The organism is Streptomyces sp. NPDC048248, from assembly GCF_043201875.1.
Classification (GTDB): Bacteria; Actinomycetota; Actinomycetes; order Streptomycetales; family Streptomycetaceae; genus Streptomyces.
In genome coordinates, this window is sequence record NZ_JBICZL010000001.1 from 445704 (window position 1) to 459261 (window position 13558).

The following is a 13558-nucleotide window of genomic DNA, read 5'->3' on the forward strand; positions in this document are numbered from 1 at the left end:
GCTCGCGGGACCTGTCCTCCCGCGAGCGGGCCCCTCGGCCCGGCCGCGAGCGGAGTCCCCGGCCACCCGAAGGTCTGGCCCTGACCACTTAGTTCAGGGAACGCGGGCATGCGTGGCCCGGGGCACGAACTCCGTCGGCAGGACGAGGCGTTCACCGGCCGGGTCGGCTTCCCCGTTGATACGCCGGATCAGCAGGCGCGCCGCCTGGCGCGACAGTTCGCGCAGGTCGTGCCGGACCGTGGTCAGCCGGAACACCTCCCAGTCCGCCATGGGGAGGTCGTCGAAGCCGATGACCGTGAGGTCGTCCGGCACGCGGAGCCCGGCCGCTATGGCCGCGTTCAGGACGCCGATGGCAACGACGTCGTTGCCGCAGAAGACCGCCGTGGGCGCCTCTTCGGCAGCGAGCAGGAAGGGGAGCGCGCCGTATCCGGTGTCGTACTCGAAGGCGCCGCGCACCACCCGGTCCTCCGGCAGCCCGATTCCGGCGTCGGCCAGGGCCAGGCGGAATCCGAGTTCACGCTCGCGCCCGGTCGTGGTGTTCGCCGAGCCGAAGATGCCCGCGATCCGCCGGTGCCCCAGCTCGACGAGCACATCGGCGACCAGGCGGCCACCACCCTCGTTGTCGACGACGGAGGCGTAGTCACCCCGCTCGCCGGTGTCGCGGTTGAGGAACACGTAGGGGATGCCGCGGCGGTCCAGGTGGGCCGGCAGGCGCGACTCGGTCGTCGCCGTCGCGAGGACGACGCCGTCCAGGGACTGGTCGAGCAGGTCCTCGGCCGCCACCGCTTCGTCCGACCGCTCGGTGATCAGCATCATGCGGTAGCCCAGGTGCTGCAGTTCGTCGTGCAGCGGGGCGATGACGTGCGGGTAGAAGGGGTTCGTCAGATCGGTCACGATCACTCCGATACGACGCGTCGCACGGGTCGACAGGGTCCGCCCCGCCTCGCTGGGCACATAGTTCAGCGCCTCGGCGGCCCGCTTGACCTTCTCGCGGGTGGCGGCCGACACTCGGTGGTCATCCCGCAGGGCCCGGGACACCGTGGGCTGCGACACGCCCGCCAGTCTCGCCACGTCGTGACTCGTGATCGCCATCGGCCCTCTTTCGTCGCCCGGTGCGCCGACCTCGGCGCTCCCGCTCAGTATACGTATGTAGCCCTCATCGGATCGGGCCCCTTTCGGGCATCCTTTCGGGCATCCACGGCACACCCTCACGAAAGCCACCGCCCCCCCGATGCGCTTGCACTCTGCACGCGTTGCCGCACGCCCCGGCTGACCTCAGGCGTAGCACCCCGGTCCGGCCACCTGCGCATCGCGCGCGGCATACGACTGAAACAAGCCCGACCGAGCCCTTGACATCGCCTGGTCGAGGGCCTGTCATGGAAATGCATACGTATTCCAACGTAGCTCACGGAGGAGAACAACCATGCCTGACGTCGTCGTGTCCGCCGCGGAACTGGATCGCCGGACGATCCGCCGCAGTGACTTCGTCTCCTGCAACCAGGCGTTCATCGACTGCCGTACGCCCGGCTCGGACCGGAAGGAGAACTACGCGATGATCGGGCCCGGCGTCTCCCAGGCCGCCGGCCAGCACGTCAACCTCCGTCTGCCGCACGGCTTCAACATCGGCGCGGCGGCGATGCCGCACGGCATCACCAACAACCTGCACCTGCACTACACGGCCGAGGTCTTCGTCTGCACCGAGGGCGAATACCTCCTGCGTTGGGGCGCCGACGGCACCGAAGGGGAATTGCCGCTCAAGGCGGGGGACATCGCAACCGTCCCCACCTGGATCTTCCGTGGCTTCACCAACACCGGTCCGGACAACGGATGGATGTTCACGGTGCTCGGGATGGACCACACCGGCGGCATCATCTGGGGCCCGTCCGTACTGCGCGAGGCCGAGGGGCACGGCCTGTACCTCAGCGCCGACAACCAGCTGATCGACACGGTCGCCGGTGACGAGATCCCGGCCGGCGCCGAGCTGACCAAGCCCATGGAGCAGGAGTACATCGACCAGCTGCGCCACTACAGCCCCGAGCAGATGAAGCGCCGCGTCGCAGCCGCGGACGAGCTGGTCTGGTCCGAGCGTCCCTTCATCGACAGCACCCTGCCGGGCGGCGGCGCGCGGCTGAGTTGCGTCATCGGCTACGGCATGACCGAGGACCCGCACCAAGAGCCCCGGATCTTCAATCCGCACGGGCACAACGTCGCCTGGCTGCGCGCCGACCCCGGCCAGGGTGTCTCCCTTCACCGGCAGGGCGAGACGCAGACACTGATCGTCAAGGACGGTCTGTGGGAAGTCACCCTCAACCGCACGGACGCGGTCTCCGTACGGCTGGGGCCGCGCGACATCCTCTCCGTACCGCCGGAGGCCTGGCGCACCGTGCGCAACGTCGGCGAATCGGAGGGGGACCTCCTGGTCGTCAACTCCGGTGACGGCCGGGTGCGCCTGGAGTGGGACGACGAGGTCCTCAAGAGCGCCGCCGACGCCGGGCTCGGCATCGACCACAACGGATACATCGCCCCGTACGCCCTGCTGCCCCGCTCCGCGCGTCGCTGGTGACCGCCGTGTCCCCCGACGGAGCGCCCGGGCCACTGCCGATGGTGGTGATCCCCGGCATGCTGTGCGACGAGAGCCTCTGGTCCGACGTGGTTTTCCCCGAGGGGCACGAAGTCCATCACCTCGCGCTGACCGAGCCGGACGTCGGCGAGATCGCGGAGCAGGCGCTGTCCTCGGTGAACGGTCCGTTCGTCCTCGTCGGGCTCAGCCTGGGGGCCATTGCCGGCTTCGAGGTGCTGCGCCGGGCCCCGGACCGGATCGCAGGCTTCTGCGCGATGTCGACCAACGCGAGCGCACCTCGTCCTGAGCAGCTCGCCGCGTGGCGCGCGATGGAGCAGTTGATCTCCGACGGCCGGTTCGCCGACGTCGTGGAGACGACCCTGCCCGGGATGTTCGAGGTGCCGTCCCCGCCCGCGAAGTGGGCCGATCGGTACCGGAGCATGGCGTACGCCGTCGGCCCGGACGCCGCCCGTGCCCAGCTCGCCGCCCAGGCGAACCGCACCGAAGCCTTCGGCGCGCTGCGCGGTGCCCGGTGCCCTTCGGTCGTGCTCCACGGCACGCGGGACGCGCTGTGCCCGCCGGATTTCCACCGCTCGATCGCCGAGGCGCTGCCGGGCGCCGGTCTGCGCGAGCTGTCCGATGCCGGTCACCTGCTGCCGTGGCAGCGGCCGGGCGCCGTCTCCGACGCCCTGCGGGAATTGCTGGCCGAGGCGGAGCGCGCCCGGCCGTCGGCTCCCCGGGCGCCCGCCTCCAGCGCCCCCTCCACCACCTGATCCTCCGCACTCCTCAGCACCTCACACCGCATCCGCCATCCGACCCGAAGAGAGCCATCCATGCCTCGTTTCCTGAAGTCCCCCGTGCCGGCCGGTCAGGTCCGCGCCGGCCGCGCGGACGTCGCCGAACGCGTCCACGCCATCCTCGAAGACATCCGCGAACGGGGTGACGAAGCGGTCCGCCAGTACTCCGAGAAGTTCGACAACTGGAGTCCCGACTCCTTCCGTCTCGGCCCCGACCAGATCAAGAAGATCGTCTCCGGGGTGCCGGAGACGGTGATCGACGACATCCGCTTCGTTCAGCGGCAGGTGCGTACGTTCGCCCAGGCGCAGCGCCACTCCCTGCACGACATCGAGATCGAGACGCTGCCCGGGGTGCGTCTGGGGCACCGGCACGTGCCGGTTGCCGGGGCCGGCGCCTACGTACCGGGCGGCCGCTACCCGCTGACCGCGTCGGCGCACATGACGATCGTGACCGCGAAGGTGGCGGGCGTGCCCCGGGTCGCCGCCTGCACCCCGCCCATCCGGGGCGAGATACCCGCCGCCACCGTGGCGGCGATGCACGAGGCCGGCGCCGAGGAGATCTACCTGCTCGGCGGCGTCCAGGCCGTCGCCGCGCTCGCCATCGGCACCGAGACCATCGGCCGGGTGCCGCTGATCGCGGGGCCGGGCAATGCCTACGTCGCCGAGGCCAAGCGCCAGCTTTTCGGCGAGGTCGGCATCGACCTGTTCGCCGGCCCCACCGAGATCCTGGTGATCGCCGATGAGCAGGCGGATCCGTTCGTGGTCGCGGTGGATCTGCTCTCGCAGGCCGAACACGGCCCGGACTCCCCCGCTGTCCTGGTCACCACCTCGGAAGAGCTGGGCCGCACGGTCCAGCGGCACATCGAGCGGCTGCTGCCGGGCATGCCGACCAGGGACTTCGCCGAGCCGGCCTGGCGGGACCACGGGGAGATCGTGGTGGCCGACTCCCTCGACGAGGCCTTCGAGGTCGCCGACTCCTACGCCAGCGAGCACGTCGAGGTCCTCACCGAAAACCCCCGCCAGGCACTGGAGCGGATGCGTGACTACGGCGCGCTCTTCCTCGGCGAAGGCACCTGCGTCTCCTACGGCGACAAGGTGATCGGCACCAACCACGTCCTGCCCACCCGCGGCGCCGCGCGCTACACCGGTGGGCTGTGGGTCGGGAAGTACCTCAAGACCGTGACGTACCAGGAGGTGACGGACACCGCTTCGTCGGCCCTTCTCGGCGAGGTGTGCGGACGCGCCTCGCGTGTCGAGCTGTTCGAGGGTCACGCACGCTCCGGTGACGTACGGGCCGCGAAGTACGGCAACGGCACGCTGCCGTGGAACGATGAGGAAGCCTCGTGACGGCCGGCACGGGCCCGCTGGCCGGGCGCACGGCACTGGTCAGCGGGGGCGGCAGCGGGCTCGGCAGGGCCATCACGCGTTGCCTCCTGGCCGACGGCGCGCGGGTGGTGATCACCGGTCGTGGCGAGGGCTCCCTCAAGGAGACGGCCTCGCTCCTGGGCCCCGACGTGACCTACCGGGTCTGCGACGTCTCCCGGCCCTCCGATGTCGAGGCACTCGCCGGGAGTCTCGCCGGCGAGGATATCTCGATCCTGGTCAACAACGCCGGGATAGCGGGGCCGGTGGCCCCTCTGACCGAGATATCGACGGACGACTGGGACGAGGTCTTCGACGTCAACGTCCGTGGGGTGTTCCTCATGTGCCGCGCCTTCCTGCCCGCCATGACGGAGCGAGGTGCGGGGGACGTGATCAACATCGCCTCGGTGTCGGGAAAGCGTCCCCTGCTGCGGCGCACGCCCTACTGCGCGTCCAAGATGGCCGTCATCGGCCTGACCACGACGCTGGCGGGCGAGGTGGGACCCTCGGGCGTCACGGTGAACTCCCTGTCCCCCGGGCCGGTCTCGGGGCCTCGGATGGAACGGAACTTCCGCCTGGAGGCCGAGCGGACGGGCAGCAGCTACGCGGCGGCGGAGGCGGCCTTCGTCTCACGGTCCGCACTCGGCCGCATGGTCAGCGAGGCGGAGGTCGGCGCCGCCGTGAGCGCGATGCTCCGGATGCCGGGGCTGTGCGGGGCCGACATCGACCTGTCGGCGGGGATGGTGGCGCGATGACGGCGGCGAGAGCGGGGCACCGCTCACTCAAACAACGGCTGGCCGCCGGGGAACGTCTGCACGGCGCGCTGCTCCGGCTCCCCTCGGAGACGTTGGTGGAGATGGCGGGCGTCGCCGGCCTCGACTACGTGGTCATCGACTGTGAGCACGGCCCCGCCGACATGACCGCGCTCCAGCACCATCTGACCGCGGCCGCGGCACAGGGGATCGACGTCCTGGTCCGCGTCGGCGAATCCGAGCCGGCACTCGCCCTGCGCTGCCTGGACCTGGGAGCGGCGGGTCTCATCCATCCGCACGTCGACAGCGCCCGGGACGCCCGGTGCGCGGTGGCGGCGACCCGGTACCCACCACTGGGGCGGCGGGGATTCGCCACCTACAGCAGAGCGGGCCGCTTCGGGTCGGTCTCCGCGACGGATCATCTGACCGCCGCGGAGGAGACCCTCGTCGTGGCGATGATCGAGACGGCACGCGCCTGCGCCGCCGCCGAAGAGATCGCCTCCACAGAAGGCGTGGACGCGGTGCTGGTCGGCCCGGCCGACCTGGCGGTGGACTGCGCCTTCCCCGGGCAGGACGTCATCGACGGACTCACCGCCACGGCGCACCGGGCCGCCCGTGAGGCGGGCCGGTCGGTCATGACGATCGTTTCCGACGCCGAAGGAGCGAGGGCAGCCGAGCAGGCGGGCGCCCAGCTGGTGCTCCACAACATGGCGCACGTCCTGATGGACACCTTCCGGTCCCTCGTCCCGCCACGGTCGGCCGAGGTGAACCGCCGCCGCTGACCGCACCCCGCCGGCGCCCGGCGCCTCTCGCGACCGGGTGCCGGCCACCGCCCCGAGTGGCTTCGACCCACCTCTTGACGCCCCCCGCACTGCTCCTTAGTGTTCGGCGCAAGTTCATACGTATGCATTGCTCATCGCGCGAACGGAGAAACCATGTCCGCTGCAGCGCCGCCCACCGCCGCTGTCGACACAGAGGAAGTCGACCGGGAGAAGCGGAAGGCGATACGCCGAGCCATCGGCGCGGGAAGCATCGGAAACTTCGTGGAGCAGTTCGACTACGGACTCTACGGCTTCATGGCCCCGGTGCTCGCCCCCGCCTTCTTCCCCGACAGCGACCCGGCAGCCGCAGTACTGAGCACCTACGCGATCATCGCCATCGCCTGCCTGTTCCGCCCCGCGGGCGGAACCCTGGTGGGCCGGTGGGGAGACCGGGTGGGCCGCAAGAAGACGCTCCTGTGGACGATCGTGTTCATGGGCGTGACCACCGCCATGATAGGTGTGCTGCCGACCTACCAGCAGATCGGGATTTTCGCACCACTTTGCCTCCTGTTGCTGCGCGTCGTCCAGGGCATGGTCTCCGGCGGCGAGTACGTGGGCGCGGTGGCCTTCATCGTGGAGTGGGCCGAGCCCCGGCGGCGCGCCTACTACGCCTCGTACGCCTCGAACAGCTGCTTCCTGGGCATCCTGGCCGGGGCCGGCACCGCCGCGCTGACCAGCTGGTTGTTCGAAGGCCCGGCACTGGACTCCTGGGGCTGGCGGATTCCCTTCCTGCTCGCGCTTCCGCTGAGCGGGGTCGGGATATGGCTGCGCAGGCGCATCGAAGAGACCCCGGAATTCGTCCGCGCGACGAAGGACGGCACCCAGGTGGTCAAGGCTCCGATCCGCGATGCGCTGCGTACGCAGTGGCGGCCGATACTCGCCTTCTGCGGCGTCTCGGTGATGCTGGCGATCCTCTCCTACAGCTGGGTCACCTTCTATCCCGAGTACCTGACCGGCACCCTGGGCCTGCCACGCTGGATGGCCCTGACCTCCAACGCGATCTCGGTCGCGGTCCTCATCCCGCTGCTGCCCGTGGCCGGCATCCTCTCGGACCGGATCGGACGCAAACCGATGCTGATCATGGGGGCTGTCGCCTGCATCGTCCTGGTCCCGCTGGCCTTCCGGGTCGGCGAGGAAGCCACCTTCGGCACGGCCATCGCGAGCCAACTGATCTACATCATCCCGGAGTTCTTCCTCACCGGCATCGTCACGGTGTGCACGGCGGAACTCTTCGCCACGCGCACCCGGTTCAGCGCCAGCGCCATCGCCTACAACAGCTCGTTCTCCATCTTCATGGGCATCACCCCGTTCGTCGCCGCGCTGCTGGTCAGCAGCTTCGACACGATCTACGCCGTGTGGGTCTACCTCGCGGCAGCCGCGCTCCTGGCTCTGGTGGTGGTGAGCGCCTTCATGACGGAGACGTTCCGGAGCCAACTCGGCGCGGACAAGTTCGCCCGGTGAGCACAGCCCCGCCGGAAGGAGCCGCGCCGACCCCGTAGATCCCCACCAGGGCGACCGCTCTCACCCAAGATCCATGCATACGCATACATGAACTCGTGCACCCTCCGTTCCGGAAAGGAAGATCTCATGCCGCTGGACCCCGTCGCATACCTCCCCTACAAGGACCCGGACGACTTCATCCGTGAGGTGACCGACCGCATCTGGGTCGGCCGCGATGTGTCGTACATCGTGGACAACTACGAGCCGGACTCGATCGTCCACACCAGCCTGGGCACCGTCGTCGGCCGCGACGGTGTCATCGAGGGCAGCACCATGAGGATGGGCAGCACGCCCCAGCACATCGGGCAGGCCGAGGACGTGGTGTGGGAGGCCCGCGGCGACGACGCCTTCCTCAGCTCCCATCTGATCTTCTCCGCCGACGAGCACCTCGTGGACGGCAGGAACATCCGCATCCGCAAGCGGACGGTCGCCAACTGCCTCTACCGTCGCGGCCGCATGGTCGAGGAATGGGTGGTCCGCGACGAACTCGCGGACTGTCTGCAGCGCGGCGTCGACCCCGACGAGGCCGCCCGCGCCCTGCGCTTCCAGGGCTACAGCGGGTCGATGACGGAGGAGCCGCCCAAGGACGTGCTCAAGGTCGGCGTCAGCGGACCGCGCCCGGACGAATTCCGCCCCGAGTGCGAGATGGTCCTGGAGTTCATCGACGAGGTCTGGACGCAGCGCCGACTGCAGAAGGTCAACGACTTCATGGTGCGCGACCTCTTCCTGCACACGATCGGCGACCGGACCGTCATCCGGCCCGAGCGCTACCAGAGCGACCTGCTGGCCATGGTCGGCGCGTTCCCCGACGCGCGCTTCGAGGTACGGGACGTACAGACCAACCACTCCCCCCGCTACGGCGGGCTGCGGGTAGCCGTCCTGTGGACCATGCACGGTTCCTACCGCGGCAGCCCCGACTTCGGCCGGCTGACCGACAGGCCCGTCACCATGCTGGGCGTCTCGCAGTTCCTGATCCAGGACGGCCGGATCGTGAAGGAGTACCGCATCTACGACGAGATCTCCTTGCGAGCCCAGATCAACAGCACCCGAGGTGACGGCCCCTCGGTGGAAGCCAACATCTACTGATCCGTCCCGGCCCGCCCGGCGCGGCCGGACATCAAGCGTGAGTGGGCCCGCCTCTTCGGACGAAGAGGCGGGCCCACTCTCACGCTTGCCCTCAGGAGGGTGCGGCTCAGGACTCGTCCGGTGCCGGGACCCGGCCCGGAGGCTCGGGCTCGGCTGTGGGCAGGAAGTTGCCGATGAAGAACTTGTAGATCCCGGCCCCCAGGACGCCACCGACCAATGGTCCGACGATGGGTACCCAGAAATACAGGTTGCCCCATTGATCTCGCCAGGCTCCTCCGTAGCCGGTGATGAAGCTGGCAAGTCTGGGGCCGAAGTCGCGTGCCGGGTTGATCGCGTAACCGGCGTCGGTGCCCCAGGCCATGCCGATGGCGACCACGATCAGACCGATGATGAACGGAGCCAGGTTGGCGCCTGGCGGCGTGTTCAGCAGGTCGGTGACCGCGAAGATGAGAAGCACCAGCAAGGCGGTGCCGATCACCTGATCCCGGAAGGCGCCCCATTCGTGGATTCCGGCCGTGGTCGAACCGTTCCCCGGCAGTGTGGAGAAGACGAACTGCGTCTTGATGGTGTGCGTCGGGTCGGCCCTCGCCAAGACCTCGGTGTAGTTCCAGCGCACCAGCAGTGCGGCGACGAAGGCGCCGGCTGTCTGGGCGAGGGCGTAGGGCACGACCTTGGCCCACGGGAACCCTTTGAAGCTGGCCAGGGCCAGCGTCACGGCCGGATTGAGGTGGGCGCCGCTGAGACGGGCCGCGACGTACACGCCGAGAGTGACGCCCAGGCCCCAGGCCCAGGCGATGCTGTCGTGGTCTCCCAGTCCACCCTTCGGATCGGTGAGGGCACCTCCGGCCACCACCTGGGCCACGACGCCGCACCCGAACAGAATGAGGACCATCGTGCCCACGAATTCCGCGGAGAGTTCGCGGAACAACTGTGGCTTGCCAACCGGTTCGCTCATGATTATCGGCGTCTCCTCGGCAATTCGGGGCGCAGTGTGCCGGCGTCGGGGCTTTGGCCTGATCATCATGGGACCACGGGCCCCACGCCACCCGGAGTCCGGCTGACAGGGCGTAATCACTCCGACGGGGTGATGCGGTTGCTCCGTCTGAGGCGCTGAATGGCATGCGGCAATTCCGCCCGCATGCGGAGGGATTTCTGTCGGGAGTCAAGAGAGAGTGTGCAGAATCAGGCCTGATCCGTTCACCGGGACATGCCGGATTTACCGCACGGTCCTGCCTTCCATATCCACCTGACGCGCCCTCGGGCGGTCGCTCACCGGTGCGCGAAGCGGGCTCCGTCTTCGGACGGGCGTGGGTTTTTTGCCGTGTGGGGGTGCTTCCGGTGCGATGCGCCGACGGGATGGGGCCATCTGCATGGAATGAGCAGCGGCATGATGTCGCCGGAGGTCGTCACCGCCTTCAGCTTCTGCGGCTATGCGGCCGTCAGGGCACTCTCACGCGGGTAGGGCCTGGGATCGCGCCGCTCAACCCCTTGACCGGCTGGGCCGAGCGCCTCAGCCACGTTTACGCGCAGCGTAATTCCGGGTGAACCTGACCGCGAGGACGATGAGAGCGACCGGAATAACCCAGTTCAGCCAGTCGTCCCCGGAGGTGAAACGCAGCGCGAGCCACCCGAGGAGGGCGATGACCGCGAATACACAAGCCCAGACCAGTGTCAGGACCCGGTTGGCCTTCTTGAACCGAGGTGTGTCCCACACCTGCTCGGGTGTTGACTGCCGGGCGTACTGAGCGGTGAAGGGGTCGAACGCGAGCGAAACGAAGGCCACCAGGGCGATGAACCCGCTTGAGATCACCTGGGCGTATTCCTCCAGCCAGTCTCCCTGGCTGCGATCCAGCACCAGCGCGAGTACCGATACGACGGCGAAGAAGAGAAGACCCGCCACGTTCAGGACGTTCACCTGCCCTCGCCGGAGGTCAGGCATCGTGAGAACGACGGCCGCGATCAAGCCGGCAAGAGCCGCGTAACCCCACGTGCTGGGCCCGGCGACGACGTCGAAGATGATCCAGGGAGCGAAGGCGAAGAAGAGGGTGCCCGTTCCCGAACCTGCGTCACGATCGGCCACTCGGTCTTCCTTTCGACGGCTGCGCGGGCCACGTGACGCTACGGCATCGTGCTGCCCGACCCATACCGCTGACCTGTACCCATTTCCGTTCTCGTGACATCCAGGGCAGTGATGGCGCGAGCCCGCCCCTGGTATGACCGATTCACCAAGACGCCTCGCCCATCCCCATACGTATCCCCAGGAACTCTACGCGTCCAACTCCGGTCCAGCGATTGAGGTCAGTTCGCTCGGATACCGCTCCACACGCGAATGCACCCGAATGGCGTGCATCGACAGAACCCGGTGTTCTCCCATCGCGCTTCTGCCTCTCGGAACAGGCGAGGCGGCCCACTGACACCATTTGAGGTGTGGTACCTGTGCTGAGTGCTCAAGGAGACCCACACCCTGCCGCTGCCGGACGGCGGCATCTACGCCGAAGTCCATGGATCAGGGGACGCCGTACCCTTGCTGACGCTGCACGGCGGGCCGGCAGCCGGCAGTCAGTATCTGAGCTCGCTCGCACGGCTGACCGACGGCGGTCGGCAAGTGATCCTTTACGATCAACTCGGCTGCGGCCGGTCCGACAAACCGGATGACCCGTCGTTGTGGACCGCCGCACGATACGCGGCCGAAGTGCAGCAGGTGCGGGACGCTCTGGGCTTGGAGCGCGTACATCTCCTCGGCCAGTCGTGGGGCGGCATGCTGGCCATCGAATACATGCTGGGCCGACCCTCCGGCGTCGTGTCCCTGGTTTTCGCCGATACGACCGCGAGCATTCCTCAGGCCACTGACGGGCTTCTTCGGCTGCGAAGTGAGCTACCGCCGGAAGCCCGCGCGGCTCTCGACGAGGCCGACCGCACCGGCAGGAGAGACGACCCCGCCTACCAAGCGGCTCTCATCACCTTCTACCAACGCCATGTGTGCCGCCTCCCATCCTGGCCGCAGGAGATGTTCCAGATGGCGGAGAACATGGATGGGAACCCCGTGTACTCCCACATGTGGGGCCCCGACGAACTCAGCCCCAGCGGCTCCCTGGCAACGTGGGATCGGCGAGACCGTCTTGCCGAAATCACCGTGCCGGCCCTGGTACTGACAGGCCGATACGGCGAACTCGTCCCGGAATGCTCTCAGAGCCTCGACGCCGGATTGCTGGACTCACAGCTCGTCCTCCTGCCCGAGTGCTCACACCTCCCCCACCTCGAGGAGCCGGAACAATGGTTCGGCGCCGTCGCCACATTCCTTGAAGAAGCCGAAGCCCGGGCATCCTGACGTATAGCGGGGTGCGGCACATTTCCCCCGCCCGTGCGAACCTACCCGCGCCGGCGTGGACCTGCATTCCGAGTGTCAGCGGAGCGCGTGGGGCCGCTGATTCGGACCAGGCGGTTCGAAGCTCAGTCCGTTCTCGTCGAGCGCGTTGAACACCGTTGCCCGGCCCGCCTCGAAGACGAAACTGACGTCAACATTTCCCTGAGCCAGGTCCCTGGTCTCCCATTCGAGCAGTTCAACCCCCGTGAGGCACAGACCTCGCAGGGCCCGCAACTCGGGCAGGGGGTCGGGACGCCACTCCAGATCGAAGTCGGGCCACCGAACCGGTCGGGTGGGGTCGATCGTGTTCCATGTGAGCGAGAGATCGTCAAACTTCTGATGATTGATCTCGATCTGCTCGCCATCGAAGTCGAACAGTACCGGGCAGTCACTGAACCACTCGTCGTCCTGCAGGTCCCAGACCATCCAGGCTGTCGTCAGAGTCCTGCGGGCAAGGGCACCCAGGCGGGTCCCGTGCTCCCCCACAATCTCACCACGGCCGTTCAACCACGAGGGTTGGTAGCCCCGAATGCCGAAATCGAACATTGCGCCATCTTCTCAGAGCCCCGCGTTCAGCCCGGCGTACCGGCCCATAGGCAACTGACATGCGGAGCAGACGCCATTGACCGAGCCCGAAAAGAGCGTCGACCTGTTCGGGATCGATGTGAGCGAATGCCGGACTCCTTCATCAGCTCCCTGCACGGGCCGATTTGTCGCCCTCGGGGTATACCGCCTGCAGGAGGTCACGGACAAAGCGGTCGGGGTCGTCCAGGCCGGCTGCCGCCAGGGTGTCCGGCCCATCGGCCAGGAGGTGTGGGATGGCGCCGTGCATCGCGAGGGTGACGACGGCGGCGCGCTGCGGGGTGACGGGCAGGCCGGCGGTTCGCTGCGCGGCCTCGAATCCGGCGAAGTCGGAGCTCGCGATGGGGTCGAGTACGGCCGATAGCCAGGGCTTGCGGGCCGCTTCGGCCTGCAGCTCCAGGTAGGCGAGAAGCCGGGGGCGGCCGGGGCCTGCGACGTTCCGGAGAAGCCCCCCGAACATGGCGACAAGCCCCTCGCGGTCGGTGGGCAACGCACCGGCGGCCATCTGCGCGGCGGTGTCGCGGTATTGCTCCAGGCAGCGCTCGGCCACCGCACGCAGGAGGGCGTCCCGGGTCGGGAAGTAGTTCTTGGTCGTGCCGTGCGGTACGTCAGCGGCCGCGTCGACCGCACGATGCGTCAGTCCTCGCCCGCCCGCGGCGGCCAGTACGCCGATAGCCGCATCCCGCAGGCGGTCCCGTCGGTCCGCATTCACTGCCAGAGGCCCTCTCTCCTCG

At 68.5% G+C, this 13558-nt stretch carries 13 protein-coding genes; 8 read left to right on the forward strand and 5 right to left on the reverse strand.

The window, feature by feature from the left end; translation table 11 throughout:
- Positions 1–93 precede the first annotated feature (93 nt).
- On the reverse strand, positions 94–1092 hold the full coding sequence (locus ACGFZW_RS02130; RefSeq protein ID WP_393891049.1) for a LacI family DNA-binding transcriptional regulator: 999 nt from the start codon (positions 1090–1092) through the stop codon (positions 94–96).
- 331 nt (positions 1093–1423) lie between these two features.
- Between ACGFZW_RS02130 and ACGFZW_RS02135 the strand changes: the two genes are divergently transcribed.
- From ACGFZW_RS02135 to ACGFZW_RS02165, 7 genes are all read left to right on the forward strand, one after another.
- Positions 1424–2563 (forward strand): hypothetical protein, encoded by a 1140-nt coding sequence (locus tag ACGFZW_RS02135; RefSeq protein WP_393891050.1) that lies wholly within the window; start codon positions 1424–1426, stop codon positions 2561–2563.
- Positions 2564–2568: 5 nt separating this feature from the next.
- The gene (locus ACGFZW_RS02140) at positions 2569–3333 is read left to right on the forward strand and encodes an alpha/beta fold hydrolase (protein ID WP_393891051.1); all 765 of its coding nucleotides are present in this window, start codon (positions 2569–2571) and stop codon (positions 3331–3333) included.
- 60 nt (positions 3334–3393) lie between these two features.
- Entirely contained in the window at positions 3394–4704 is a 1311-nt protein-coding gene (gene hisD / locus ACGFZW_RS02145; RefSeq protein ID WP_393891052.1) for a histidinol dehydrogenase, read from the forward strand.
- Positions 4701–5474 carry an SDR family NAD(P)-dependent oxidoreductase gene (locus ACGFZW_RS02150; protein WP_393891053.1) on the forward strand — a complete coding sequence of 258 codons (774 nt, stop codon included), beginning with the start codon at positions 4701–4703 and terminating at the stop codon, positions 5472–5474. Before hisD ends, ACGFZW_RS02150 begins: the two co-directional genes overlap by 4 nt.
- Positions 5471–6253 carry an HpcH/HpaI aldolase/citrate lyase family protein gene (locus ACGFZW_RS02155; RefSeq protein ID WP_393891054.1) on the forward strand — a complete coding sequence of 261 codons (783 nt, stop codon included), beginning with the start codon at positions 5471–5473 and terminating at the stop codon, positions 6251–6253. Before ACGFZW_RS02150 ends, ACGFZW_RS02155 begins: the two co-directional genes overlap by 4 nt.
- 153 nt (positions 6254–6406) lie before the next feature.
- Complete coding sequence (locus ACGFZW_RS02160; RefSeq protein WP_393891055.1) at positions 6407–7753, forward strand: MFS transporter; 1347 nt, start codon at positions 6407–6409, stop codon at positions 7751–7753.
- Between the two features lie 126 nt (positions 7754–7879).
- On the forward strand, positions 7880–8878 hold the full coding sequence (locus ACGFZW_RS02165) for an ester cyclase (RefSeq protein ID WP_393891056.1): 999 nt from the start codon (positions 7880–7882) through the stop codon (positions 8876–8878).
- A 106-nt stretch (positions 8879–8984) separates the two neighbouring features.
- Here ACGFZW_RS02165 and ACGFZW_RS02170 read toward each other — a convergent pair whose 3' ends face one another.
- Positions 8985–9833: an MIP/aquaporin family protein gene (locus ACGFZW_RS02170; protein ID WP_393891057.1), complete on the reverse strand. Its 849-nt coding sequence runs from the start codon at positions 9831–9833 to the stop codon at positions 8985–8987.
- A 555-nt stretch (positions 9834–10388) separates the two neighbouring features.
- Positions 10389–10958: a hypothetical protein gene (locus ACGFZW_RS02175; RefSeq protein ID WP_393891058.1), complete on the reverse strand. Its 570-nt coding sequence runs from the start codon at positions 10956–10958 to the stop codon at positions 10389–10391.
- A gap of 363 nt (positions 10959–11321) precedes the next feature.
- On the opposite strand from ACGFZW_RS02175, the gene ACGFZW_RS02180 reads away from it, so the two are divergent.
- Positions 11322–12206, forward strand: a complete 885-nt coding sequence (locus tag ACGFZW_RS02180) for a proline iminopeptidase-family hydrolase (RefSeq protein WP_393891059.1) — start codon at positions 11322–11324, stop codon at positions 12204–12206.
- A gap of 75 nt (positions 12207–12281) precedes the next feature.
- Here ACGFZW_RS02180 and ACGFZW_RS02185 read toward each other — a convergent pair whose 3' ends face one another.
- Complete coding sequence (locus tag ACGFZW_RS02185) at positions 12282–12788, reverse strand: hypothetical protein (protein WP_393891060.1); 507 nt, start codon at positions 12786–12788, stop codon at positions 12282–12284.
- A 142-nt stretch (positions 12789–12930) separates the two neighbouring features.
- Positions 12931–13536, reverse strand: a complete 606-nt coding sequence (locus ACGFZW_RS02190) for a TetR/AcrR family transcriptional regulator (RefSeq protein ID WP_393891061.1) — start codon at positions 13534–13536, stop codon at positions 12931–12933.
- Positions 13537–13558: the final 22 nt, after the last annotated feature.

Bases quoted from the DNA above. Each gene is read 5' to 3' on its own strand.
- hisD (WP_393891052.1), top strand. From the start codon at position 3,394: ATGCCTCGTTTCCTGAAGTCCCCCGTGCCGGCCGGTCAGGTCCGCGCC.
- ACGFZW_RS02130 (WP_393891049.1), bottom strand. From the start codon at position 1,092: ATGGCGATCACGAGTCACGACGTGGCGAGACTGGCGGGCGTGTCGCAG.
- ACGFZW_RS02135 (WP_393891050.1), top strand. From the start codon at position 1,424: ATGCCTGACGTCGTCGTGTCCGCCGCGGAACTGGATCGCCGGACGATC.
- ACGFZW_RS02160 (WP_393891055.1), top strand. From the start codon at position 6,407: ATGTCCGCTGCAGCGCCGCCCACCGCCGCTGTCGACACAGAGGAAGTC.
- ACGFZW_RS02165 (WP_393891056.1), top strand. From the start codon at position 7,880: ATGCCGCTGGACCCCGTCGCATACCTCCCCTACAAGGACCCGGACGAC.
- ACGFZW_RS02170 (WP_393891057.1), bottom strand. From the start codon at position 9,833: ATGAGCGAACCGGTTGGCAAGCCACAGTTGTTCCGCGAACTCTCCGCG.
- ACGFZW_RS02155 (WP_393891054.1), top strand. From the start codon at position 5,471: ATGACGGCGGCGAGAGCGGGGCACCGCTCACTCAAACAACGGCTGGCC.
- ACGFZW_RS02185 (WP_393891060.1), bottom strand. From the start codon at position 12,788: ATGTTCGATTTCGGCATTCGGGGCTACCAACCCTCGTGGTTGAACGGC.